Source organism: Polynucleobacter sp. AP-Jannik-300A-C4 (assembly GCF_018688335.1).
Classification (GTDB): Bacteria; Pseudomonadota; Gammaproteobacteria; order Burkholderiales; family Burkholderiaceae; genus Polynucleobacter.
The window spans coordinates 264,619-289,660 of record NZ_CP061316.1 but is presented as its reverse complement, the minus strand read 5'-3'; the positions used below and the strand labels follow the sequence as shown (position 1 = coordinate 289,660).

29 protein-coding genes are annotated in these 25,042 nt (G+C 45.3%); 17 read left to right on the top strand and 12 right to left on the bottom strand.

Features of this window, described 5'->3' with window-relative positions; genetic code table 11:
* Positions 1–39 precede the first annotated feature (39 nt).
* A complete protein-coding gene (locus tag FD975_RS01570; protein ID WP_215302536.1) occupies positions 40–1,572 on the bottom strand; it encodes a mannose-1-phosphate guanylyltransferase/mannose-6-phosphate isomerase in 1,533 nt (510 codons plus the stop codon).
* Between the two features lie 717 nt (positions 1,573–2,289).
* Between FD975_RS01570 and FD975_RS01565 the strand changes: the two genes are divergently transcribed.
* Positions 2,290–4,200 (top strand): acyltransferase family protein, encoded by a 1,911-nt coding sequence (locus FD975_RS01565; protein ID WP_215302535.1) that lies wholly within the window; start codon positions 2,290–2,292, stop codon positions 4,198–4,200.
* A 507-nt stretch (positions 4,201–4,707) separates the two neighbouring features.
* On the opposite strand, the gene FD975_RS01560 is transcribed toward FD975_RS01565, so the two are convergent.
* The 5 genes from FD975_RS01560 to FD975_RS01540 are packed head-to-tail and all read right to left on the bottom strand — an operon-like array spanning position 4,708 to position 7,996.
* The gene (locus FD975_RS01560) at positions 4,708–5,487 is read right to left on the bottom strand and encodes a GTP cyclohydrolase I (protein WP_215302534.1); all 780 of its coding nucleotides are present in this window, start codon (positions 5,485–5,487) and stop codon (positions 4,708–4,710) included.
* A 46-nt stretch (positions 5,488–5,533) separates the two neighbouring features.
* Positions 5,534–5,905, bottom strand: coding sequence for an MAPEG family protein (locus FD975_RS01555; RefSeq protein WP_215302533.1), 372 nt, complete (start codon positions 5,903–5,905; stop codon positions 5,534–5,536).
* Positions 5,902–6,537, bottom strand: coding sequence for a glycerol-3-phosphate 1-O-acyltransferase PlsY (plsY, locus tag FD975_RS01550; protein ID WP_215302532.1), 636 nt, complete (start codon positions 6,535–6,537; stop codon positions 5,902–5,904). The genes FD975_RS01555 and plsY overlap by 4 nt, the downstream gene beginning before the upstream one ends.
* 54 nt (positions 6,538–6,591) lie before the next feature.
* Positions 6,592–7,527, bottom strand: a complete 936-nt coding sequence (gene xerD / locus FD975_RS01545; RefSeq protein WP_371743399.1) for a site-specific tyrosine recombinase XerD — start codon at positions 7,525–7,527, stop codon at positions 6,592–6,594.
* Entirely contained in the window at positions 7,511–7,996 is a 486-nt protein-coding gene (locus FD975_RS01540; RefSeq protein ID WP_046329570.1) for a YajQ family cyclic di-GMP-binding protein, read from the bottom strand. The genes xerD and FD975_RS01540 overlap by 17 nt, the downstream gene beginning before the upstream one ends.
* Before the next feature lie 117 nt (positions 7,997–8,113).
* Between FD975_RS01540 and murB the strand changes: the two genes are divergently transcribed.
* Positions 8,114–9,154 carry a UDP-N-acetylmuramate dehydrogenase gene (murB, locus tag FD975_RS01535; RefSeq protein ID WP_215302530.1) on the top strand — a complete coding sequence of 347 codons (1,041 nt, stop codon included), beginning with the start codon at positions 8,114–8,116 and terminating at the stop codon, positions 9,152–9,154.
* Positions 9,155–9,156: 2 nt separating this feature from the next.
* Here the strand turns inward: murB and xseA are convergent, their stop codons facing one another.
* Complete coding sequence (xseA, locus tag FD975_RS01530) at positions 9,157–10,371, bottom strand: exodeoxyribonuclease VII large subunit (protein WP_215302529.1); 1,215 nt, start codon at positions 10,369–10,371, stop codon at positions 9,157–9,159.
* A gap of 314 nt (positions 10,372–10,685) precedes the next feature.
* Here xseA and FD975_RS01525 point away from each other — a divergent pair, with 314 nt between their 5' ends.
* From FD975_RS01525 to adk, 6 genes are all read left to right on the top strand, one after another.
* Positions 10,686–11,312: a MotA/TolQ/ExbB proton channel family protein gene (locus FD975_RS01525; RefSeq protein ID WP_215302528.1), complete on the top strand. Its 627-nt coding sequence runs from the start codon at positions 10,686–10,688 to the stop codon at positions 11,310–11,312.
* Positions 11,309–11,755, top strand: coding sequence for a biopolymer transporter ExbD (locus tag FD975_RS01520; protein WP_215302527.1), 447 nt, complete (start codon positions 11,309–11,311; stop codon positions 11,753–11,755). The genes FD975_RS01525 and FD975_RS01520 overlap by 4 nt, the downstream gene beginning before the upstream one ends.
* Before the next feature lie 42 nt (positions 11,756–11,797).
* Positions 11,798–12,889 (top strand): tetraacyldisaccharide 4'-kinase, encoded by a 1,092-nt coding sequence (gene lpxK / locus FD975_RS01515; protein WP_215302526.1) that lies wholly within the window; start codon positions 11,798–11,800, stop codon positions 12,887–12,889.
* Between the two features lie 18 nt (positions 12,890–12,907).
* The gene (locus FD975_RS01510) at positions 12,908–13,087 is read left to right on the top strand and encodes a Trm112 family protein (protein ID WP_215302525.1); all 180 of its coding nucleotides are present in this window, start codon (positions 12,908–12,910) and stop codon (positions 13,085–13,087) included.
* 25 nt (positions 13,088–13,112) lie between these two features.
* On the top strand, positions 13,113–13,868 hold the full coding sequence (kdsB, locus tag FD975_RS01505; RefSeq protein ID WP_215302524.1) for a 3-deoxy-manno-octulosonate cytidylyltransferase: 756 nt from the start codon (positions 13,113–13,115) through the stop codon (positions 13,866–13,868).
* Between the two features lie 104 nt (positions 13,869–13,972).
* A complete protein-coding gene (gene adk / locus FD975_RS01500; protein WP_215302523.1) occupies positions 13,973–14,638 on the top strand; it encodes an adenylate kinase in 666 nt (221 codons plus the stop codon).
* A 97-nt stretch (positions 14,639–14,735) separates the two neighbouring features.
* Here the strand turns inward: adk and nrdR are convergent, their stop codons facing one another.
* Both nrdR and glyA read right to left on the bottom strand, forming a co-directional pair.
* Positions 14,736–15,182 (bottom strand): transcriptional regulator NrdR, encoded by a 447-nt coding sequence (nrdR, locus tag FD975_RS01495; RefSeq protein ID WP_015420459.1) that lies wholly within the window; start codon positions 15,180–15,182, stop codon positions 14,736–14,738.
* Between the two features lie 41 nt (positions 15,183–15,223).
* Positions 15,224–16,468, bottom strand: coding sequence for a serine hydroxymethyltransferase (gene glyA / locus FD975_RS01490; RefSeq protein ID WP_215302522.1), 1,245 nt, complete (start codon positions 16,466–16,468; stop codon positions 15,224–15,226).
* 76 nt (positions 16,469–16,544) lie between these two features.
* Here glyA and tolQ point away from each other — a divergent pair, with 76 nt between their 5' ends.
* From tolQ to FD975_RS01445, 9 genes are all read left to right on the top strand, one after another.
* Entirely contained in the window at positions 16,545–17,201 is a 657-nt protein-coding gene (tolQ, locus tag FD975_RS01485) for a protein TolQ (RefSeq protein WP_215302521.1), read from the top strand.
* Between the two features lie 2 nt (positions 17,202–17,203).
* Positions 17,204–17,623 (top strand): protein TolR, encoded by a 420-nt coding sequence (tolR, locus tag FD975_RS01480; protein ID WP_215302520.1) that lies wholly within the window; start codon positions 17,204–17,206, stop codon positions 17,621–17,623.
* Between the two features lie 19 nt (positions 17,624–17,642).
* Positions 17,643–18,518: an energy transducer TonB gene (locus FD975_RS01475; RefSeq protein WP_215302519.1), complete on the top strand. Its 876-nt coding sequence runs from the start codon at positions 17,643–17,645 to the stop codon at positions 18,516–18,518.
* A gap of 81 nt (positions 18,519–18,599) precedes the next feature.
* On the top strand, positions 18,600–19,853 hold the full coding sequence (tolB, locus tag FD975_RS01470) for a Tol-Pal system beta propeller repeat protein TolB (RefSeq protein ID WP_251371437.1): 1,254 nt from the start codon (positions 18,600–18,602) through the stop codon (positions 19,851–19,853).
* A 118-nt stretch (positions 19,854–19,971) separates the two neighbouring features.
* The gene (pal, locus tag FD975_RS01465) at positions 19,972–20,472 is read left to right on the top strand and encodes a peptidoglycan-associated lipoprotein Pal (RefSeq protein WP_215302517.1); all 501 of its coding nucleotides are present in this window, start codon (positions 19,972–19,974) and stop codon (positions 20,470–20,472) included.
* Positions 20,472–21,203 carry a tol-pal system protein YbgF gene (gene ybgF, locus FD975_RS01460; RefSeq protein WP_215302516.1) on the top strand — a complete coding sequence of 244 codons (732 nt, stop codon included), beginning with the start codon at positions 20,472–20,474 and terminating at the stop codon, positions 21,201–21,203. The genes pal and ybgF overlap by 1 nt, the downstream gene beginning before the upstream one ends.
* A 31-nt stretch (positions 21,204–21,234) precedes the next feature.
* Positions 21,235–21,975 carry a 7-cyano-7-deazaguanine synthase QueC gene (queC, locus tag FD975_RS01455; RefSeq protein ID WP_215302515.1) on the top strand — a complete coding sequence of 247 codons (741 nt, stop codon included), beginning with the start codon at positions 21,235–21,237 and terminating at the stop codon, positions 21,973–21,975.
* Positions 21,976–22,063: 88 nt separating this feature from the next.
* Complete coding sequence (locus FD975_RS01450) at positions 22,064–22,318, top strand: type II toxin-antitoxin system prevent-host-death family antitoxin (protein WP_215302514.1); 255 nt, start codon at positions 22,064–22,066, stop codon at positions 22,316–22,318.
* Positions 22,305–22,595, top strand: coding sequence for a type II toxin-antitoxin system RelE/ParE family toxin (locus tag FD975_RS01445; protein ID WP_215302513.1), 291 nt, complete (start codon positions 22,305–22,307; stop codon positions 22,593–22,595). The genes FD975_RS01450 and FD975_RS01445 overlap by 14 nt, the downstream gene beginning before the upstream one ends.
* On the opposite strand, the gene FD975_RS01440 is transcribed toward FD975_RS01445, so the two are convergent.
* From FD975_RS01440 to FD975_RS01430, 3 genes are all read right to left on the bottom strand, one after another.
* Positions 22,596–23,213, bottom strand: coding sequence for a riboflavin synthase (locus tag FD975_RS01440; protein ID WP_215302512.1), 618 nt, complete (start codon positions 23,211–23,213; stop codon positions 22,596–22,598).
* 82 nt (positions 23,214–23,295) lie between these two features.
* A complete protein-coding gene (gene ribD, locus FD975_RS01435; protein WP_215302511.1) occupies positions 23,296–24,414 on the bottom strand; it encodes a bifunctional diaminohydroxyphosphoribosylaminopyrimidine deaminase/5-amino-6-(5-phosphoribosylamino)uracil reductase RibD in 1,119 nt (372 codons plus the stop codon).
* A gap of 49 nt (positions 24,415–24,463) precedes the next feature.
* Positions 24,464–25,042, bottom strand: coding sequence for a Tfp pilus assembly protein FimT/FimU (locus FD975_RS01430; protein WP_251371318.1), 579 nt, complete (start codon positions 25,040–25,042; stop codon positions 24,464–24,466).

Here is a 25,042-nt window from a genome sequence, read left to right as displayed (position 1 = left end):
ATTTATATTTATTGTTAAAACCAATTCACCCTTACTGAATTAACTTCGCCCATAAATATCTTCAAAGCGAAAAATATCATCTTCACCCAAATAAGCGCCAGATTGCACCTCAATAATTTCCAAAGGCTCATTACTCCGATTAGCTAAGCGATGGATTTGCCCCGGGGGAATGTAAGTACTTTGATTTTCAGTCAAAGTAATCAACTTATCACCATTAGTAACTTCCGCTACACCATTCACAACAACCCAATGTTCGGCCCGATGTTCATGCTTCTGAAGGGATAGACTTGCTCCAGGATTTACTTGAATTCTCTTTACTTTGAAGCGATCACCCTGATCAATACTGTCATACCAGCCCCAAGGCCTTGCAACTTTTCTATGTAAATTTTTCTCTTCTCGCTGCTGAGATTGCAATAGCCCAACCACAGACTTTAAGGCTTGATTACTTTTTCTATCGGCAACTAAAACCGCATCTGCAGTCTCAACAATAATAAGACCCTCAACCCCAAGAGCACTCACCAGCCTACTGCTCGAATAAATCAAAGACTCCTTAACATCATTCAAAATGACGTCGCCAGCAATGACATTGGCATTTTTGTCTTGCTTGCCAACTTGCCATACAGCATCCCAGTTACCTAGATCACTCCACCCCGCATCAAGCTCAACCATCTTGATGGAAAAATGATTTGACCCAACTTGACTTGAGCACTCTTCAATTACTGCATAGTCAATTGACTCACTAGGTATCAGCTTGAAAATTTCTGCCCCTGGCCTGATAAATGGAACATCACCAGCCAGATCCATCACTCTCGCACACCAAGCACTCTCTGTAGCGATATAAATATCGGATCGAAATTCCTTCAATGCAGCTAGCCAGGTACTAGCTCGCAATACAAACATCCCACTATTCCAGAGGTAGTCACCCTCCTTTAAATAAGTCTCAGCAGTTTTTGCATCTGGCTTCTCGACAAACCTTTCCACCTCAAACTCACCGTTCACACCAGCATGGCCCTGACGCTTGATATATCCATAGCCCGTCTCCGGAGCGCATGGGGTGATACCCAAGATAGTAATCGTTTTGTTCGACTGGTCAGCTTCAACCGTGGCAATACAGCTCTGCAAAGTCTTAACAAAATTAGCCTGGTTATTAATAGTTTGATCTGCTGGAGTTACCACTAAAATAGGATCATTAAAAGGGGGGCTGGAGCCCTCCAGAAACTCTTGCGCATGAAATGCTGCTAATGTAAGCGCTGGTGCCGTGTTGCGCCCCGCAGGCTCAAGCAGCAAGTTTGCTTGAATTTCTTTTAATTCTCGCAGTTGATCTAGAGCCAAAAAACGATGTTCTTCATTAGTAACGATCAAGGTGGGGCCCAACTCCAACCCATCAATAAAGCTCATTGAATTAATTCTCTGAACTGCCTGCTGAAATAAACTCCTACCCGAATCATCGCCAGATAACACCAAAAATTGCTTCGGGAAGCCTGTTCTAGACAGCGGCCAAAGACGAGTGCCAGAGCCTCCACACAAAATGACAGGCAGCACTGAAGTGCGAGTAGATGACTGAGAAGTCATGGGTGCTTAATTAAAGTCTTTATGTAATTTTAAATAAGTCCTTATTTTATAGGCTTTATTTTCTCAATCAGACTTAATTTGGCTGATTTGCGTAACTCTTGTTAATTAAATTGCTATCAATAGCAACCACTCTGACTAGCATAATGGGGTCAACCATGGCTGGGAAAGGTACCCCGATAATAAGTAATGCCCCTCAAAACAGTAATTAAAGCTATTGCAGCGGCGGTGGATGTGTTGCTAGCACAACGCAAAATACCGGCAATAGATAGACTTGCAGCCAAAGGTATGGGTCGGAGAATCTAATTTATTTGATGAAGATTAATATGCCAAGCAATCATTAACCGCGATCAGAGCCCAGGGTTGAAGCGTTGGGCTGTGAAGCAAGACAAACACCAGCAAGACTGCACCAAGCAAGCCCGCCAAGGTAATTAGCAATAGTGATCACTAACAAAATTCTAAAAAATACCCCCCAAATACAGACCGAAACGCTCCAACCTCTATACATTGGGCCAATCTCCACCAAGATAAAAAGAAAGGCGCCTCAATGAATTTTTAAGGGCAGTTGTCATAAATAATTAAAGTAATTGAGAGGATCTAGAGTGGCAAAAATTCAATTTTGTGTGGTAGGTATTATTTCCAAGGACAATCATGAGCCCATAGATTGGTTGTGCCGACGCATACAGAATAGGGCATAAGGGTCTGCCTTAAAATTAAAGAATGAATAGTCAATCTCTCAAGCAACACGCTTCATACCATCGAAGGGAAATTGATGGGCTAAGGGCGCTTGCTGTAACAGCGGTCATCGGATTTCATTTTTTTCCCAACGCACTTCCGTCCGGGTATCTTGGGGTTGACTTATTTTTTGTCATTTCTGGTTATCTAATTACCCTTTTAATCAAAAAGCAAGCGGCAAACCGTGAATTCTGTTTTTCCTCCTTCTACCTAAAGAGGGCCAAAAGAATCTTGCCAGCGATGCTGGCTATGCTCATTGCAAGCTCAATTGCGGCAACCTGGATCTTGCTTGCACCAGACCTTCAAAGGTATGCCAAGAGTCTACTAGCAACACTCAGCTATATTGCGAATATCTACTTCTGGAGAACAGGCGGGTATTTCTCAACAAGCGATGAATTAAAGCCTTTGCTGCATATGTGGTCGTTGGGTGTAGAAGAACAATTCTACCTCCTTTTTCCGGCGATTTTAATCATCATATTTCGGTTTATCCGCCCTAATCTTCTTAAGATATTAGCACTGCTGCTAATTGCCATATGTTCATATGGCTTGAATATTTACCTCGCTAATATTGGCGGCTCAAATCCAGCATTCTTTTTGCTTCCAACTCGTATTTGGCAGTTTTCCATTGGTAGTTTTTTTGCGGTTCTGCCAACCATTCAGACAGCAAATTCTTCGCGCTTGAACCTTACATTCGTCACGGGACTAGCGCTCATTGCTATTAATTTCATGGACCCTGAATCTAAAATTCCAAGCGCAACTCTATTAACTCTTGGCACAGGATTCATTCTTTGGAACAAATTAAATAGCAATTCCCCCCTACTTCGCTACCTAATTACAAAACCAGTGGAGCTTGTTGGGCTATGCTCTTTCTCTCTCTACCTGTGGCATTGGCCAATTTTAGTTTTTCTAAAATACATCTATGTGGATAGTGTACCTTTGCATATTTTACTGGGCGCATTACTGGCCACTATCCTTATTTCGTATTTGAGCTGGAGATATATTGAAAATCCATTTCGGAATGAAATCTCCACCAAAGTGAAGCTATATGCAATTCTCATCACCTACATCCTTCTAGCCGCATATGCAGCAATGATGCTGGCCTTGAAGGGTCTACCAAACAGGGATACAGATCTTGCAAATTCTATTGCAAATGCAATTGATTCAAACTACCGTTGCCCACCAACCAGCTATCGACTTTATGGAGCATCCCGCAGTTGCTTGATAGGTGACTCAAAAAAGACTCCCTCATTAGCACTTCTCGGCAATTCACATGCTCAGATGTATGCACCAGCAGTTATTGAATCTCTCACTGCAAACCATCAGGCAGGCCTAATCATCCCACTCAATGATTGCTTACCAACAATCGACCTGAATATCTCTACAGAATGTTTAAAGATGGCTCAAATTAACTATCAAGCTATTGAAAAAGATAGGGATATCAAAACCGTAATACTTGGAATGACTTGGTACTCAAATGACTTAGTGGATGAATCGGGCAATAAAATCTACGATCCCAGCTTTATCCATAGAGAAAAATCGATCATGATGCTCCTAGATAATTTGTCCAAATCAGGTAAATATACTTACTTAGTAGGTCCAATAGCTATACCCAATTTTGATTTTGCATCAGTAGCAAGCAGAAATATCAAGTTCGGCAATGTTACTGAAAACTCCTCAATTCCAAGAGCATCATTTGATGAACAATTCAAGACCACGATAAGTTCCTTCTCAAAGAAGCTAAAAAACAGATTTATTGCGCCCCACGAAGCGCTATGCGACCTAGATCACTGCAACTTCGCAGATGAGAATGGAAGCTACTTTTCAGACAGCAATCATCTGTCCGTATACGGCACGAAGAAAGTTCAAAAGCTATTTAATCCCATTTTTGAGAGGTAACGCCATTAAAAATGGCCGCTTTGACGAGCGACCATTTGAGCTCTTAAAGCGAGATGGGTATTAAGCCTTCTTTGCGTAAGCTGAGCACCAGCCCTTACCAGCAACTTACTTAGCACCTATCAATGAGCAGCTACCCGAGGCCGAACCAATCTTGCCTTGATATAAAGCGAAGTTATCGTATTGAGGGAGTAGCATACCCTGCGTATTTGACACCATCTACGGAAGAAGCGTTTTCCTTGTAATCCAATGTTGAGGCCTGTGGATACGTTTCAGAAACTATAGTTTAAGATTGTATTTACCAATCAAAACTAAGGTACATAAACTAGGGGCAAAATCATAAATTAGCGACGATTATTTTTCACGTGCACGCCAAAGAGTAAGATAGAACAAAGATTGCTTCTGAAGTAACCATGGAGCAAATCAAACCGCTTAACTATAAAAAATCTAGGAAATTGGTTTAAATCCTATATTTTTTTACCGTGATTAATAATTTTTATCCTTTACCACTCATCTTTTATCTAAGAGCGATAAAAACTCTCTGCGCAAATTCGAGTCTTTTAAAAAAGCGCCACGCATCACGCTATTGACCATTTTGGAATCGCGATCTTTTACACCACGCCATTGCATGCAGAAGTGATCTGCATCCATCACGATCGCAACTCCAATCGGCTTAATTTTTCTCTCAAGCATATCGGCCAACTCTACTACCGCTTCTTCCTGAATCTGTGGACGACACATAACCCATTCAGTTAGGCGCGAATATTTAGACAAACCAATCAAGGCAGACTCTTTGCTTGGCAATACACCAATCCATATGCGACCCATGATTGGACAAAGGTGATGAGAGCAAGCGCTACGAACAGTAATTGGGCCAATGATCATCAACTCATTCAAGCGACTGACATTCGGAAACTTGGTCAGTGTAGGTTGTTCGATATAGCGGCCATTAAACACTTCTTTAACAAACATTTTGGCCACACGTTGGCTAGTGTTCTTGGTATTATGATCACTCTCGGTATCGATTACCAAGCTTTCTAAAACAGCCTGCATCTTTTCGGCGACTTCATTTACCAAGCCCTCCAGCTCACCAGGCTGAATAAATTTAGAAATATTGTCATTTGCATGAAAGCGTGATTTTTGAGCCTCAATACGTCGACGAATCACTACCGATAGTGGTGTGCCAGCATCACTTTTTTTTGCGGTTACTTTATTGGCAGGCTTCAGGCTTGAGGCCTTCTTGGCTGGAGTTTTGCCAACCGTCTTTGCAGGAATTTTTTTAGCAGGCATATCTATTTATTATCTCGATGAATTTTGTAAATTAGTTTTTGTTCTTTTAAATCTGAAAGAAGATTGCTACTACGCAAGCTAAGCCAACAAGCCAAACGATAGAGCGAGTTGTTGGCCAATCTGCTACATAGCAAACTAGGTAAGCAATGCGTGCTAAAACAAATCCGATTGCTAGCAAATCAATTCTATTTTGCGGTGCATTGGCTATAGATGCAATGATCACGGCGGCAAAAAAGAATGGGATAGATTCAAAAAGATTTGCTTGCGCTGCATTAGCACGCGCACGAAATCCTGTCTGCTTGGCCAGCCATTGTCTGGGCATGCCATTGTCATAACCCTCAAAACCCTTCTTAGCAATACCAGCTGCTACATAGGGAAACAATCCCATGAACAGCACACACCAATAAGAAATAGTCATGACTGTCCTTTTTTCTTCGAGCCAATACGGCTTTCTTTGCCACTAATGAGATTATGAATGTTGCTGCGATGACGCCAGATCAATAGAAGACAAACTACCAACAGCGCAATACCCATCGGCTGAAAGCCAAACAAAAATACAAAATAGATCGGGCCAAAGACCGCAGCCGCTAAAGCAGCTAATGATGAGTAGCGCATAAACATCGCCACAATCATCCAGGTACTTAAAGTTGCCAAGCCCAAAATCCAATTAATACCAAACAAAATGCCGCAGGCAGTAGCAACACCCTTCCCCCCCTTAAAACCATGGAAGATCGGAAATAGATGCCCCAAGAACACAGCAATCACCACGCCACATAACAACCAAGAGTTGAGTGTTGAAGTAAAAGATTCATCGCCGAGCAATACTCTCGCCAACATGACGGCAAGATAGCCCTTTAAGGCATCACCAATCAAAGTGAGCACGGCTGCCAGCTTGTTACCAGTTCTGAGAACATTGGTAGCGCCTGGATTACCAGAACCATAGGAATGGGGATCAGGCAAACGCATGCACTTACTCACAACTACCGCAAAAGAGATGGAACCAATCAGGTAGGCAATCGGGATCAGCAAAAGATCTAAAGTTAAATTCATGGGGATATCTTATACACTTATTACATTCTTGATGATTGCTTGGATTGGCACGCTTTATGCGCCTCTAGGATGGTGCTGCTGATGGATCGACTTCAGACGCTCTCTAGCAACGTGGGTATAGATCTGTGTAGTAGAGATATCGGCATGGCCTAAAAGGAGTTGTACCACCCGTAAATCTGCCCCATGGTTGAGTAAATGGGTAGCAAAAGCATGGCGCAATGTATGGGGCGATAAAGCTACGGGGATGTTGGCAATCGCGGCGTAACGCTTAATCAGCGCCCAGAAAGCCTGACGAGTTAAACCAGTGCCCGTATGGCGCCCCACAAATACCGCGTCCGAAGACTTACCCTCAAGTAATGGATTTCTGGCATCAGCTAAATAGCTACGCAACCACTGCCCCGCCTCCCCACCAAAAGGCACTAAACGCTCTTTGCCACCCTTACCGTTCACCACCCGAATTACACCTTCATTTAATCCTAGAGCAACTGTCTTTAAAGAAACGATTTCTGAGACACGCAAGCCGCTGGCATACATCAGCTCCAGCATAGTGCGATCACGCAATCCAAGTGAAGTTTCCACATCGGGAGCATTCAGCAAAGCAGTAACCTGATCTTCACTCAAAGTTTTAGGGAAACGTAGTGCCTGCTTAGCAGCACGTAAACCAATGCAGGGGTCGCTTTTTACCAAATTCATGCGCAGAGCATGACGATAAAAGCGCTTGAATACCGTCAGTCGACGATTAGCAGTGGTTGCTTTATCTGCGCGTCGATGCGCAATGTAAGCAGTGAGATCTTTTTCCGACACACTGTAGAGATCAGCACCTGATTCTTTAAAAAGCCACTGCGCCAAGAGCAATAGATCTCGGCGATAAGCAGACAAACTATTTTGCGCCAAGCCATCCTCCAACCAACAAGCATCACAGAAGCGCTCAATGGCCTCTTGGCTTGCCGGGTGGATTGCTGGCACAACTACATTAGTCACGGAAGTTATTAAAGCCTAATGGAGCCTCGCTGACTTCCTTCTTGAGCATAGCCATTGTTTCTTGTAAGTCATCGCGCTTAGTGCCTGTTACACGCACTGCATCACCCTGAATACTCGCCTGCACTTTGATCTTGCTGTCTTTGATAATGCGCACTACTTTTTTAGCCAACTCCGAAGTAATCCCTTTTTGGATCTTCATGGTTTGCTTGCGCTTATCACTACCAATAGTCTCTTTTTTGTCGTCTTTGAGATAACGAACGTCCACATTACGTTTAGCCATCTTGCCGTAGAGAACATCACGAACTTGACCCAACTTAAAGTCGTCATCCCCAAACAAGATCAAAGTCTCATCCTTTTGCTCCACCCGGCTATCGGAGCCTTTGAAATCAAAACGATTGGTAATTTCTTTATTAGATTGCTCGATTGCGTTTTTCAACTCAATCATGTCAGGCTCACACACTACGTCAAATGAGGGCATCTCAAACTCCTTAAATAATCTGGGTAATCAATTCTGCAAATTCAATCATTGCATTGTTACTTTTCAAGTTTTTCCATAAATTACGAACAGAAACTCGAACACGAATAAGATTGTGGCATGAACTCCGCGAAAAATGCGCCCAATCCAGCAAAATTGACCCCCAATCTGGGGCTCAAGCATCGGAATAGCTTTGGCCTAGATTCCACAGCTGAATTGGCGTACGAGATCACATCCGCGGATCAACTACCAGCCCTCATGAAAGAGCTTGTGGATAAAAAACTTGGTTGGCGTGTACTAGGCGGCGGAAGCAATGTGATTCTTCCTGAGTCTTTGCCTGGAGCAACACTACTCATTAATATTCTCGGCCAAGAGCTTATTAAATCGGATGACAGCAATACCTGGCTCTCAGTAGGCGCTGGCGTTAATTGGCATGAATTTGTTTCCTGGACTCTGGAGAAAAACTTGCCAGGCCTGGAAAACCTTGCCTTAATTCCGGGAACAGTTGGCGCAGCACCGATTCAAAACATTGGCGCATACGGCGTTGAAGTCGGGGAGTATATCGACAGCATCGAGGCATTTGATTGTGCGGCCCATGGCTTTGTCACTCTCCCGCAAGAGGCATGCCAGTTTGCCTATCGCGATAGCTACTTCAAGCAAAATCCCAATCGATTTATCGTGACAAAGGTCGTTTTTAAAATCCCCAAATTTTGGCAGGCACGATTGCAGTATGTCGATCTAGCAAAACAGTTTTCTGAGCCAAACTCCAGTCCAAGTGCAAAGCAAATTTTTGCTGCGGTTTGCGCTATCCGGTCCAAGAAATTGCCAGACCCTAAGGTCATTGGCAATGCTGGGAGTTTTTTCCAAAACCCGATTGTCAGTGCTGAACAATGTGAGCAACTGATTAAGCAATTTCCGGATCTGGTTTCTTACACAGATAGCAATGGCAAACGTAAGTTGGCGGCCGGATGGCTGATTGATCAATGCGGCTTTAAAGGCAAACGTGTCGGCCCTGTAGGTGTTTATGAAAAACAAGCACTAGTTCTAGTGAATCATGGTGACGGGACATCGTCCGATATCCTCAACCTGGCAAAAAATATTCAAGATGAAGTATTGGATAAATTCGGCGTACAACTCGAGATTGAGCCAAATATTCTCTAGCTTTACTTCTGCGGCACAAGCTTCGAAAACTCCACCTCTACCCGCCCCTCCGCCAGACGTACTTCAAATAGGCTTTCCGTGTTGAGTTCATTGGGGCTTCTTACTGCATGCATTGCCTGCTCTTTCTTACTCAAGATGACTGCATACCCACGCTCCAAAGTTCTTTGCGGGTTCAGCATTTCAAGCTGGGATTGGAAATGGCTTTGATCACGTTTCCAATTTTCAACTCTCACCAGCCATGCTTGGTTGAGTCGTATTTGCCATCCGCTGATTTGCTCGCGCATGCGGTCAGGGTTGGGCAAGGCATGACTAAGGCGCAAAGCCAATTGATCTAAAGTTTGTGCTTCACGCTCTACTCGCTGACTCACCCTTTGCAGTAATGCCTGCATGATCGCATCTAGCTCTTGCAACATTTGATCCCGTCTTGGTGCCGCCAATTCTGCTGCACCCGTTGGAGTGGGTGCACGTAAGTCTGCAACAAAGTCAGCAATCGTGACATCGGTTTCATGTCCAACTCCGCTCACTATTGGGATAGATGACTGCGAAATAGCGTAAGCCAGCTGCTCATCATTAAATGCCCAAAGATCTTCAATACTGCCACCACCCCTCACCAGCAAAATGACATCAACAGCATTTTCTTTTTCAGCATTTTTGAGTGCGGCAATAATTCCAGCTGGCGCATCAGGTCCTTGTACGAGTGTCGGGTAAATCACAATTGGAATATGGGGAGCTCTTCTAGCTAAAGTGCTTAGGACATCTTTTAGGGCTGCCGCCTGTGGCGAGGTAACGATGCCAATCGCTCTCGGATGAGTTGGTATGGGACGTTTATTCTCAGCATCAAATAAGCCCGCCTTGGCGAGCTTGGCCTTGAGCTTCAAAAAAGCTTCATAAAGGCCGCCTATGCCTGCACGACGCATGCTTTGCACCGTGAGCTGAATGTCACCACGAGGAACATAGAAGCCCACATTGGCAGCAACTTCCACTAAATCCCCAGATTGAGGCATAAATCCGACTTGCCCATTACGACCACGGAACATCACACAGCGAATCTGCCCCTCTTCATCCTTGAGAGAAAAATACCAATGTCCACTGTCATAGGCCTTGAAATTCGAAATCTCCCCGCTAACCCATACAGCATCAAAGCGCTCCTCTAAAGAGCTAGCAATAACGCGGTTTAGATCGCCAACACTCAGAATTTCTCTTGATATATCGGACATTTTTTCTCTTTTTCTACACAGGTATCAGGGCTAGCAGGCAATAAATATCCACAGAAACCCATACACTCTAGGTTTAACTCTTATAAGTAAGTAATTACTGACCCAAAACGTCTCATAAATCCAACATTAATAATTTAAGTCATTGATTTATATAGGTAATTTTTAAGGTCTATTTACCTACATTCAAGCATAAACTACCCTTATTCACCATAAATCAAGGACTTACACGAGTCTTCCTAAAAAGTTTTGCACAGAGTTATCCACAGGATCGCTTAGTCAAAACCCATTTTTAATTCAGCTAAAGTACTGAGCTTATGTACTCAATCTTACTGTCTGCTGGCTGGCCTATTTGGCCCCTACTCATTATCTCGGTTATCGGACTGGCCATCATCCTCGAGCGGGCTTGGTATTTACGCCGAATTCATATTTTCCCCAAAGATAGTCTTGAATCCACATTTGGAGTGGCAAATGCCATTTCCCAGCAAAAAACGGTTTCTGAAGCTGAAATTAGCTCTATTGGCCAACTCTCTCCGGTAGGCTCACTTTTTGCCTGCATTCTGCGTGAAAAGGCCTCTGGCAGCACTGCAGACTCGGCTTTAGAAGAGTTACAGGCAAGCGCTCAATCAACCTGGCTAAAACTTGATCGCTATTTAGGCGCGCTAGCCACCATCGCGACAGTCGCACCCCTGCTGGGTTTATTTGGCACCGTTGTCGGCATGATTGAAATTTTTGGTAGTCAGGGTGTGGGTAGCCCCCAACAACTAGCTCATGGCATCTCTATTGCTCTCTACAACACGGCATTTGGATTATTGATTGCGATTCCTGCTTTAGCTGCATGGCGTGGCCTGCGGGCAATGGCAAATCAACGCCAACATGAGTGTGAAGAATTTACCCGCCAATTATTTAAAAAACTTTATCCACACTCTACGGATAAAAAATGAGTTGGCTAGAAAATAAGCTTCGGCACCGAGGCCAATTTTCATTAGGGGTTCGCTCATCCTCTGTAGAGCCCGAAATCAATCTCATTCCTTTTATTGATGTGCTTTTAGTAGTGCTGATATTTCTGATGATCTCCACGACCTTCACGCGCTATCAAGAACTCGCAATTACCCTACCCACTGCCAATGGTGCAGCGAGTCAAGTAGAGCTGAAACAAATTCATATCGCAGTTAGTCGTGATGGGCTCTTTGCTATTAACGGCAAGGTAACTGACCGCAGCCAACTCAGTAATAGCCTCAATGCACTAAACAAAGACAATGACATCCAGGTCAATATCGATGCAGATGCTAAAGCTCCTCACCAGGCAGTCATGAGCGCACTTGAAGCTGCACGTGACGCCAATCTATCTAATATTGTGTTTAGCAGTCAAACTACGAAGAAATAAATTCAGCACATTAGAAATCTTGAGCAAAACAAATCGCCTTTAATGTCATCACCAAAAAAAACTTCTTTCTTTAATAAGGCCCCCCGGTTTTGGGAAAGGCGTGGGACAACCAGCCTCATCCTCTGGCCTTTATCAAAGGTGTACGGTTGGATCAATCAAGCTTTGGATTTAGTCAATGATCTGAACTTAGGAAAAAATAAGCCGCAAGCTGTGCCCATCATCATCGTCGGTAATATTCGCGTAGGAGGCACAGGTAAAACTCCCATCGTCATTGCACTAGCAGAACGACTCGCAAGCATGGGGTGGAAACCCGGAATTATCAGCAGAGGTTATGGCGCTCCGGCATCAAGCACCCCACAGCAAGTGAGTAGCGATTCCAATCCTGCGGAAGTTGGTGATGAACCCGTATTAATTGCAAAGCGCACAGACAATCAGTTCCCGATTTGGGTTCATCCAAAACGAACAAGAAGTATTCGCTCGCTCTTAAGAAGCAGTCCCTCGGTGAACGTCATCATCAGTGATGATGGTTTGCAACATCGCAACTTGGTTCGGTGGCCTGCTCGCGAAGGGGGTCGTGATATTGAATTTGTAGTGCGTGATCAACGCGGTGAAGGCAATGGCTTTTTACTGCCTGCTGGACCTTTGCGTGAGCCTGCTTTCCGAGAGCGAGATGCCACATTGATGACAGGCGCAAATACAACTGCAACTCCAGTGGATGAGTACTTTTTAGGCCGCCGCGCATTTACACTCTCTAGCCAACTAGGCGTGCCCTATCAACTAAATTCCCCTGGTAACACACAATCTCTAGAAGCTATTGCAGATGCATATCTTTCCAATGAGATCACCGCTGTCGCAGCCATTGGTAACCCCCAACGCTTTTTTGATGATTTAATGAAACAAGGTATCACTGGAAAATGTATTGGCTTAGCCGATCACGCTAGCTACACCCCAGAGTTTTTTAACTCCATCAACGCGAAATGCATCCTGATTACGGAGAAGGATGCCGTAAAATGCACCTCAATACAGGACGAACGTATTTGGGTTGTTCCAATGAACCTGAAGATCCCAAATGCATTAGCAGATTGGTTGCAGTCTATTTTGCAAAGACCCGATCCAAATCGATACACTTTATAAAAAGAGCAAAGATTACATATGGACAAGCGCTTACTCGAAATTTTAGTGTGCCCTTTATGCAAAAGCACTTTGCATTTGGATGCCGAAAAACACGAACTCATTTGCAAGGTTGATCGCCTGGCTTACCCCATTCGCAATGATATTCCAGTCATGATTGTCGATGAAGCCCGCAGTCTTTCTGCTGATGAAATCAATTAACTATTGATCAGGTTAAATCTAATTCATGAGCATTAAGCCTCCCGAATTTTTAGTGGTGATTCCTGCAAGACTGGGATCTTCTCGCCTACCTCGCAAACCACTCGCTGATATTGGTGGCAAGCCAATGGTGATTCGTGTAGCCGAGCGTGCGCAGCAATCCAATGCGCAAAGCGTTGTGGTTGCAACTGATTCACCAGAAATTCAAGCAGCATGTGATGAGTATAGGATCGAGTGTTTATTAACCAGCCCAGACCACCCCACTGGTACAGACCGCATAGCAGAAGTGGCACAACTATTAAAGCTTCCAGCTGATACCTTAGTCGTCAATGTCCAAGGTGATGAACCCTTGATTCCGCCAGAGCTGATCAATCAAGTTGCTCAAACTTTGGCTGACAATGCCGCCTGCGCGATTTCAACTGTTGCCGTACCCATTACAGATGAAGCGGAAATCATGAACCCCAATATTGTTAAGGTGGTTCTTAATCGCTCCAATGAGGCGCTTTACTTCTCTAGAGCCACCATTCCGTTTGTGCGGGATCCAGAATCCACGCAATGCGTCACACATTTACGTCATTTGGGCATTTATGCCTATCGGGCAGACTTTTTACAGGCTTACACCCGCCTTGAACCAGCACCACCAGAACAAGCTGAAGCTCTAGAACAGCTCCGCGCCCTCTGGAATGGCTATCGAATTGCCGTCCATACTGCCAGCGAAGCCCCGCCAGCAGGGGTTGATACAGCTGAAGACCTCGAGCGGATCCGCCGCATCTTGGCGAACTAGCCCAGAATCTGGTTATCTCAGGGTTCTCGGGGATAATCCTAGGAATTAGTTACAAAGGATCCCGAAAAAATACGGGACAATGAGGGTCTTCTAAGGGGAAAACAATGCGGTTGATTCTGCTCGGTGCACCAGGTGCTGGCAAAGGAACTCAAGCTCAGTTCATTTGCGAAAAATTTGCCATTCCACAAATCTCGACAGGCGATATGTTGCGCGCGGCTGTTAAGGCTGGAACAGAACTTGGTATTGCCGCTAAAAAAATTATGGATGCCGGTGGCCTCGTTTCTGACGACATCATCATTGGCTTAGTAAAAGATCGCTTAACTCAGCCTGACTGCAGTAAGGGTTATTTGTTTGATGGTTTTCCAAGAACCATTCCTCAAGCGCAAGCCATGAAAGATGCGGGCGTGCCTATCGACTACGTGCTAGAGATTGACGTGCCATTTGACGCCATCATTACTCGCATGAGCGGTCGTCGCGTACACCCAGCTTCAGGTCGCACTTATCACATCACATTCAACCCACCAAAGGTTGAAGGCAAAGATGATGTGACTGGTGAAGACTTAATTCAGCGTGATGATGACAAAGAAGAAACTGTTCGCAAGCGCTTGCAGGTATACAACGATCAGACTCGTCCATTGGTGGAGTATTACTCCACTTGGGCTACTCAAAGCAACCCCGCTGACAAAGTAAAGGCACCCGCCTATCGCAAAGTGAGCGGCACTGGAAACGTTGATGACATTACTGCTTCAATCTTTGCAGAATTGAAGTAAACAAAAACTTCGCAACTTGCGAATGTAAAAAGGACTGCATATGCAGTCCTTTTTTATTTCTCTGATTTATTTAATTGGCTGAGTATTTAAGGTTTTCTTATTTCAACTCTTTGAGTGCACTCTCAAAAGATTCAATATCTGCAAAGCTTCTGTAGACAGAGGCGAAACGAATGTAGGCCACCTTGTCTAGACGCTTAAGTTCACGCATCACCAGCTCACCAACGCGCTCACTTGGTATTTCTTTTTCGCCTAGGCTGAGTAGCTTCTCTTCAATGCGAGCAATCGATTCATCTACAGAATCAGATGAAACTGGGCGCTTGCGTAAGGCCAGCTTAACTGAGCTAACCAACTTGTCATGACTGTATTCAACACGGCTACCGTTCTTCTTAACGATTGCTGGCAATACCAACTCTACACGCTCATAAGTCGTAAATCGTTTATCGCATTTGGCACAACGGCGGCGGCGACGAATAGTGTCACCCTCATCCGATACCCGAGTATCGAGAACCTGAGTATCGTCGTTATGACAGAAAGGGCAGCGCAATGTAGTTCTTCTTTATGTTTTGGTTTGTTCGGTTATTGATATTAGCCGTAAACCGGGAAACGCTTAGTCAACTCAGCTACTTGCGCACGAACCTTAGCGATATTGTCAGCATCATTTGGGTTATCCAAAACATCTGCAATGAAATTACCAACTTGACGTGCTTCGGCTTCTTTGAAGCCACGAGTAGTCATTGCTGGTGAGCCCAAACGAATACCGCTCGTTACCATTGGTTTTTCTGGATCGTTTGGAATGCCGTTCTTGTTACAAGTAATGTGCGCTTCGCCTAATACACGCTCGGCTTCTTTACCGGTCATTTTCTTGGCACGTAAATCTACCAACATCACATGAGAATCCGTGCCGCCAGAAACAATACGTAGCCCACGAGAAATTAGCGTCTCCGCCAAAGCTTTGGCATTAGCAACGACTTGCTTTTGATAATCAATAAAGCTGGGCTCTTGCGCCTCTTTAAACGCTGCAGCCTTACCAGCAATCACGTGCATCAAAGGACCACCTTGTAGACCTGGAAATACTGCGGAATTAATTGCTTTCTCGTGCTCCACCTTCATCAAGATAATGCCGCCACGAGGACCGCGCAAGCTCTTGTGGGTAGTAGAAGTCACGATGTCGGCATGCGGTACTGGGTTTGGATAAACACCCGCTGCAACTAAGCCTGCATAGTGAGCCATATCCACCATGAAAATCGCGCCTACTTCTTTGGCTAATTTACCAATCCGCTCAAAATCAATCTTTCTAGAGTAAGCAGACGCGCCAGCAATAATCAATTTTGGCTTGTGCTCACGGGCCAAACGCTCCATCTGCTCGTAATCAATCTCTTCATTTTTATCTAAGCCATAAGCAATTGGGTTAAACCACTTACCGCTCATATTCAGAGCCATACCATGAGTAAGGTGACCGCCCTCAGCCAAACTCATCCCCATGAAGGTATCACCTGGTTTCAAGAACGCCAAGAACACTGCCTGGTTAGCGGACGCGCCACAATGCGGCTGCACATTCGCTGCCTCAGCTCCAAACAAGGCCTTAACACGATCAATCGCCAACTGTTCAGCCACATCTACAAACTCACAACCACCGTAATAACGCTTACCCGGATAACCTTCAGCGTACTTATTGGTCAACTGAGAACCCTGCGCCTGCATGACTGCTGGGGAGGTGTAGTTCTCAGATGCAATCAGCTCAATATGGTCTTCCTGACGCTTATTCTCATTCTGAATCGCTGCCCACAATTCTGGGTCGGTTTTGGCTAAGGTGTTTTGGCGGTCAAACATGGTCATAATCCCGATGAAGTTGTATTGCTGAGTGAATTAACTTAGTAAAATCAACCTACATCATACAAAATCCACCATGACCACTACACAAGACCTCTCATTCCTCTCCCTAGTCCTCAATGCCAGCCTATTAGTCCAGCTAGTAATGTTGTTATTACTCAGCATGTCTGTGGCCTCATGGACCATCATTTTTAAGAAAACAGCCATTCTGCGAGGCGTAAGGCAAGACACCGAGCGTTTTGAGCGTGACTTTTGGTCCGGCGGAGATCTGAACACCTTATTTAATGCTGCTCAGCGCAATACCCGCAGCGACGCTGTTTTAGAGCATATCTTTGAGGCCGGCATGCAGGAGTTCATGAAAGTGCGAGAAATTGACGCCGCACGCCGAGCCATGAAAGCCACCTACCAGCGTGAAATGGATATGTTGGAAGCCAACCTACCATTCCTAGCTTCAGTAGGCTCTGTATCCCCCTATATTGGCCTTTTTGGTACCGTTTGGGGGATCATGCATGCCTTCCGCGGTTTAGCCAACGTTCAAAACGCCACCTTGGCAGCGGTAGCCCCAGGCATTGCTGAAGCGCTCGTTGCCACCGCGATCGGTCTATTTGCAGCGATTCCTGCGGTAGTTGCATACAACCGCGCAGCAACGGATGTGGACCGGCTCGCCATCCGCTTTGAAACCTTCATCGAAGAGTTCACCAATATCTTGCAACGCCAAGCTTCAGGCAAATAAGCATGGCTGGCTCACTCAGAAAATCCTCTAAGCGTCGGGCAATGGCCGATATCAATGTCGTACCTTACATTGATGTGATGTTGGTGCTGCTCGTCATCTTTATGGTGACTGCACCAATGGTCAATCCTGGTGTCGTCAATTTACCAACTGTAGGTGGGGCAAAAGTGCAATCTTTGCCACCCGTCTTTTTAACAATCGATGCCAATGAAAATATCATCGTTCGCAAAGATGGTGATCCGGTTCAAACCTTAAATAAATTTGAGCTCGGTGCATTTGCAAGATCACAAGCAGAAAAATCGGCCGAGCAACCCGTTGTTCTTGCTGCAGACAAATCTATTAAATATGAAGTCGTGATGGAAGTCATGTCTAAACTCAAAGAAAATGGCGTGAAACGTGTTGGTCTTGCCGTGAAGAGTCAATAAGGCTTTTTGTTCCGCATACATGAATAGCGCGCAAACTTTTCACTCGAACTTTTCTCGAGGACGCCCAACTAAAAATGAAAGCACAAAACGTGCTTTTAGTTTTTCATTAGCTGCGCACTTAGGTTTACTTGCATTCTTAGTCATTGGTATCAACTGGAATAACTCCACTCCATCTGGAGTAGAAGTTGAGCTCTGGGATGCTAGTCAACAAGTTGAAACACCTGTTGTACCAGAAGTAAAGGCAGAGATCAAGGAAGAGGCAGCGGACATCGCTATCAATAAAAAACCTGTTGAAAAAGAGCCTCCTAGAAAAGAAATACCAAAAGAAGCTCCTAAGGCTATACAGCCTCCACCTCCACCACCGAAGGAAAAAGTAAAAGAGCCTCCCAAAAAAGAAGTTCCCAAACCAGTGCAAGCACCTCCACCTCCAAAGGAGAAGGAAAAACCAAAAAAAGTTGACCCTCCTCAAAAAGTGGAATCCAAATCACCTGCCGAAACAAAAACCAATGCCGCAGCTGAAAAAGTGCGTGCGGATCAGCTAGCGCGCCTGCGTGCAGCTGCTGGTGCAGAAGGCGGCAGTGGTGGAACAAGTGGCAGCGGAGTAGGCGCTGGCGGCAATGCACCTCCTGGCTGGACGGATAAGGTAGTTAAGAAAGTAAAGCCGCTCATCGTATTTAACCCAGAATCAATAAGCGGCAATCCTGCGGCAGTCGTTAAAGTCAATCTCGCACCCGATGGCGCGATCTTAAGTACAGATCTCGTGAGCTCCAGTGGAAATGCTGGCTGGGATCGCGCAGTGCTACTTGCGCTCACTCGCGCAGAAAGTCTGCCGAAAGACGACAATGGCAAAATTCCCCAAAGAGAAGTTAAGCTGACCTTTAAACCCAAGGACTAAAGCATGTTGCAAGTAGCTAAATTGATTAAGCGTACTACCTATAAACAAGTTTTTTCACTTACTACAGTAGTGCTCGCCGTGATGATCTCAATGTTTGGTATGAGCTCCTCTGCGCTAGCGCAAATGAATATTGAAATCACGGGCGTAGGTCAGTCGCTCTATCCCATAGCCGTAATGCGGTTCAAAGATGAGAATAAATTACCTACTAGTATTACTGACATCATTCGTCAAGATTTGGCACGCAGTGGTTACTTCAAAAATACTGAAAACGGCAATGCCACCGAAAGTGACGAGGGTACACCTAACTACAAATCATGGGCGGCTCGGGGTGCAGATGCTTTGGCGCTAGGATCTGTAGTTCAAACTGGCGCGGGTCAGTTTGAGATTCACTATAAGCTTTTTGATATTCGTAAATCCGAAAGTCTTGGCGGCTTAAATATTAATTCCAGCGCAGACAATTTGCGTGCTGCAGGTCACAAAATTGCAGATGACATCATCCTCAAGTTATTGGGTGAGCGGGGCATTTTCTCAACCCGCCTTTCCTACGTGATTAAAGAAGGTAAACGCTATCGTTTGGTGATCTCTGATGCAGATGGTCAAAATATTCGCAATGCCATGAATAGCGGTGAGCCAATCATCTCTCCGTCATGGTCCCCCGATGGCAAGAAAGTGGCTTACGTATCATTTGAAGATCGCAAGCCCGTTATCTACGTCCACGAACTCGCTACTGGTCGCCGTATTCCGCTATCCAACCAAAAGGGAAACAACAGCGCACCAGCCTGGTCGCCAGATGGCAAGAAATTAGCTGTATCACTTTCCAAAGATGGCAATACCCAGATCTATGGCATTAATGCGGATGGCACCGGGTTACAACGCCTCACCCGTGGTCGCACCATTGATACCGAACCACAGTATTCAGCAGATGGTCGATATATTTACTTCACGAGCGATCGTGGTGGTAATCCACAAATCTATCGGATGAGCTCCGAAGGTGAGCAGGTTGAGGGTGCTAAACGCATCACCTTCAAGCAAGGTTTTGTAACTTCACCGCGCATTTCACCGGATGGTAAGTATCTTGCCTACATTGCCAATATTGGCGGGGCATTCCGCCTTTATATCCTCAATTTAGCAACAGGCGATACCCAAGCACTGACAGATGGAACTAGCGACGAGTCCCCATCCTTTGCCGCAAATGGCCGCTATGTACTGTATTCCACAAAGCTGGGTGGAAAGCGGGTTTTGGCTGCAGTTTCAGTAGATGGCAATTCTAAGCAGATATTGAGCATTCCAGGATCAGATGTACGTCAGCCGTCCTGGGGTCCTTTTATGGACTAAAGTCTCAGTAAATTCAATTCTGATCTTTCCGGCTAAATAGCCAATATTGAGCTCTTAGGGGCATAATATTGGCTATCAGCTTATTTAGTTACTCAGTTTGTAGGAAAAAGGACAGATCATGAAGACTTCTATCGCACGCCGTACCGCAACCCTCACTCTCGTCGGGGTAACAGCTTTATTTTTAGCAGCTTGCTCAAGCGTCAAATTGGATGATGTTGATGGGGCCAATGGTGGTGGTAGCGGTAACTTTGGCTCACAGCCATGGAATGATCCAAGCAGCCCACTCTTCCAACGTAGCGTGTACTTTGATTTGAATGAATACACCGTTCAAACTAAATATCAAAAACAATTGTCCGCACATGCAAGCTTCTTAAAAGCTAACCCGAATCAAAAGGTCATTATTCAAGGCAATACCGATGAGCGCGGCACTGCAGAGTACAACTTAGCTTTGGGTCAACGCCGTTCAGATGCCGTACGTAAGTCACTCAATCTAATGGGTGTTTCTGAGAACCAAATGGAGGCGGTGAGCTTTGGTAAAGAGAAGCCAAAAGCTGAAGGTGATAGCGAAGCGGCTTGGGCAGAAAATCGTCGCGCTGATATTGTTTACATTACAAACTAATGTCTATGCTTTCACACTCTTTTAAACAAACGCTCTCACGAGCGTTTTGTTTAAGTGCCGCCACTGTTTTCCTAGGGATATCCAACAATGCTTGGGCACTCTTTGCAGATGACGATGCACGAAAAGCCATATTGGACTTACGCAAATCCCTAGCAACAACACAGCTTGAATTACAAGGGCAGATCGATAAACTAAAAACTGATAATGCTGAGCTTCGAGGAAAGGTGGAGGAGCTTGAGAAACAAGGTCAAGATATTGGCACCAGTCAAAAAACCTATTATCAAGATCTCGATACTCGCTTAGGTAATTTTGAACCCCGCACTGCAACTATTGAAGGCGTGAGCGGTACTGTCCAACCCGGCGAGAAAAAAGCCTACGACGATGCATTGAAGACCTTTCAGGCAGGCAGTCTTAAAAAAGCAGATAGCGAGTTCTCTGTCTTTGCTAAAAAGTACTCTACTAGCCCTTATGCACCGCTGGCACTCTTTTGGAGTGGTAACAGCAAATACGCTAACAAAGACTATGCCGGCGCGATTACGCAACTGCAGAGCCTGATTAAGCGCTACCCAAATCACCCACGCATTCCATCGGCTATGTTGACACTCGGTAATTCGCAATTGGAAAGTGGTAACAAATCAGCTGCCAAGAAAACCTTTAGCGAGATCATCAGCAAGTATCCAGACACTGAAGCGGCAAAAGATGCGCAACAACTGATCGCTGCAACGAAGTAATTCCATAAGCCAAGCAAAGAATTATTTCACCATGTCATCGCTGTCTGCAGCCTTTCAGAATATCGCTCCTCGCACACCCGATGCTCCAGCAGTGATTTTGTTCTCAGGCGGTCTAGATTCGAGCACTATTCTAGCCTTAGCGAAAGATCTCGGATATGCACCTTATGTGTTATCTGTTGGCTATGGTCAACGCCACTCATCCGAACTAGCAGCAGCAAAACATATTGCCAAGAAAATGGGTGTTATTCGTCATGAGGTCGTGAATTTAGACCTCACGCGCTTTGGGGGTTCGGCTCTGACCGACTCATCTATCGATATCCCCACAACCCCAGGCAAAGATCTTGAAATTCCGGTTACCTATGTCCCTGCACGTAATACGATTTTGCTATCCCTTGCTTTGGGCTGGGCTGAGTCATTGGGTGGATTGGATATTTTTTATGGTGCCAATGCCGTTGACTACTCAGGCTACCCAGACTGTCGCCCAGAATATGTCGCCTCATTTGAGACGATGGCCAACTTGGCCACCAAAGCTGGCGTAGAAGCACTGAACAATGAGAATCGCTTTCGGGTGCACGCGCCCATCATCAGCATGAGCAAAGCAGAAATCATTCAACTGGGCACCACCCTAGGTGTCGACTACTCACAAACTGTTTCTTGTTATCAAGCAAACGATTTAGGTGAAGCTTGTGGCGAATGTGAGTCTTGTCGACTAAGGCAAGCAGGCTTTAAGCAAGCTAACTTAAGTGATCCAACGCGCTACCGTAGAAGCTAAGTCAAACCAGAGCGATCCCCCACTCGGGAAAGGGTTTGACTTTTTACAAAATACACATAATAATGCACTAAATTATGGGTATTTTATTATGACAATTACGCAAACCATTCATGCCAAAACTACAGTCAGCATGACTGATCTTAGGCGTAATCCGAGCAAAATTCTAGAAATTGCAGGGGATCTACCCGTGGCTGTTCTGAACCACAATAAACCTGAAGCCTATCTACTTTCAGCAAAAGCATATGAAGCGCTGCTTGACTTAGTGGATGACCTCTCGCTCATCAAAGTCATTAAAGCGCGCAGCACTGGGAAAACGGTGAAAGTAAAACTTGAAGACCTATAGTCTTGAGTTCAATGTACTTGCTTTAAAAGAGTGGCAAAAATTAGATAACTCAGTTCGCAGCCAGTTCAAAAAGCAGCTTGAGAAACGAATTCAAAATCCTAGAATTGCTTCAGCCAAGTTACATGGTGACCTAGATAATTTCTACAAGATAAAACTAGCAGCACTTGGCTACAGGCTAGTTTATGAAGTTATAGACCACAGACTTATTGTTCTGATTATTGCAGTTGGCAAGCGAAATCAGTCGGCTGTTTATAAAGAAGCAGGCAAAAGAAAATAGTTACTTAGGCTGACTTTCTAGCATCCGCGCTACATAACGCGCAATTAAATCCACCTCGAGATTTACAACTTCACCTTGCTTGAGCTTCCCTAATGTGGTGTTCTCAAGCGTATGCGGAATAATATTGATATCGACTAAGCAAGCCTCTTTGCTGTCTTGTGTTTGATTGACTGTAAGTGAAACACCATTGACAACAATAGACCCCTTATAAGCTAAGAATGGCGCCAACGCCTTGGGGGCTTCGATTTGCAGAAGCCAAGAACCATAGGCATCGCCTGCGACAGTGGCAAAATGCGCCACCTTACCCACTCCATCAACGTGCCCGCTCACCAAGTGACCGCCCAAACGATCATTGAGACGTAGCGCTTTTTCAAGATTAACAGGGCCTACCTTATCCAGACCAATCGTCTTACTCAATGACTCGCGAGAGATGTCTAAAGCAAAAGTAGTATCAGTTAATTCAGTAGCCGTCATGCAGGCACCCTGAATAGCAATACTGTCACCCAATGCAACATCATCAAGATATCCAGAAGGCACTTCAACGACCAAATGCAGGCCATCACCTCTGGCTTGAGCGCTTTTGATTTGACCAACTGCCGTAATAATTCCAGTAAACATAGTGAGATTTTATTTAGTAGTAATGAGTGGATTTTTTAATCTATTTTTCTTGGGGTGTTATTGCTTATTTTTTAGTTCATTTTTATGACTGCTTGCTCAGGCGTAAACGTAGATCAGAGCCGAATAGGGTTTGATCGATGATTTGCCAATCCTGACGTTGATCTAATGCCCCCAAGGGGGAAATGTTTGCCATGCCAATACCATCACCTATAAAGAAGGGGGCGTAGTAGAGCAAGAGCTCGTCAACACAACCCTCTCTCAGCAAGGATCCATTCAACTTAAATCCAGCCTCAACATGGATTTCATTCATGTGGCGCTCTTTTGCTAAATACGTAATGAGTTTAGGCAAATCTACTTTGCCATGGGCATTAGCTATAGCAATCACTTCAACACCAAGAGTCTCAAAAGCTGCAGCTTTTTCTTTTGTATCTGGAGAATCTAAAGAAGCGCACACCAGAATCACTCCGGATTGATCTAAGCGACCAAGAATCTTGGCATTGAGTGGTGTCTCCAGTTTAGAGTCCACAATAATTCTCCAAGGCTGGCGCTCCGTTTGAACATCTCTCACATTCAGAGTGGGGTCGTCTTCTTTGACGGTACCTACACCAGTCAATATGGCGCAGGCTTGAGCACGCCAGTAATGTCCGTCGGCTCTTGCAAGCGGCCCCGTGATCCACTGACTCTGCCCATTTGGTAGTGCGGTCTTCCCATCTAAGCTGGTAGCAATCTTCATCCGCACCCAAGGCAAACCTCGAGTCATCCGAGAAATAAATCCCAAATTGAGTGCTATGGCTTCCGCCTCTAGCAAACCACAGCGCACTTCAATTCCTGCAGACTTCAGTCGCTCTAAGCCTTGGCCACCTACCAATGGATTCGGATCAGACATGGCTGTAATCACCATAGCCGGATTTGCCTCAATCAAGACATCAACACAAGGTGGAGTTCTGCCAGTATGACTGCATGGCTCTAGAGTGACGTAGATCGTTGATCCAGCAGGATCCATTCCCTTCGCCCTCACATCAGCCAATGCCTGAACTTCCGCATGAGGTCCGCCCACTTTTTGCGTGTAACCCCGACCAATCACTTTTCCATCCTTCGCGATCACGCAACCCACCCGCGGATTGGGATTGGATAAATAGAGGGCCTTTTGAGCTTCGGCCAAGGCCTCACTCATCAATTGGTGGTCAACAGCGGTGTACATAGGTCTATTAAAACCGATTGCGGGCTAGAGGAGCAAATTTACCTACAAACTATCTACAGGCTTTGGTATCCCGAACAGGATCACAAATGCGCCAGCGACCACCACTACCCAAAATCAGTTGCCTCTCAAGACTGGCAACTTGCTCATGGCCCAGTATCAGACGATTGGCTACAAAGCCTCCCTGGCCCGTTTTAGCAGCCCCCGCTGCATTAAACAGAATCCCTCTTTTTCCACTATGGGGATCAATAAATTGCTTACCTCCACCCTTAAAGTAAATCGGCGCTATATCCCCTTGAGAAAACCAACGGCGCTCGACACAGGCTGATGACGCCCGCTTCTCCGAACAGGCATTTTTCACTACCCACCCCTCATCCCAAAGCTTGTCGGTAATAGGAGCAATCTGGGTTGGAATGCCCAGCATTAAAGCTTGTCCTCGTGCAAATTGCGCATGAACAATAAAACGTCGAGCGATAGTATCAATTTGTCGAACGGCCATGCCATTTTGTAGTAGCGGCATTGACATGACCGCCATGATGGCAATCAATAGCACCACGGCCATTAGCTCCAGCAAACTGCCGCCACTTTCCATTCTGAGGTAATTCAGATTTTTATCATTTATACCATTCAT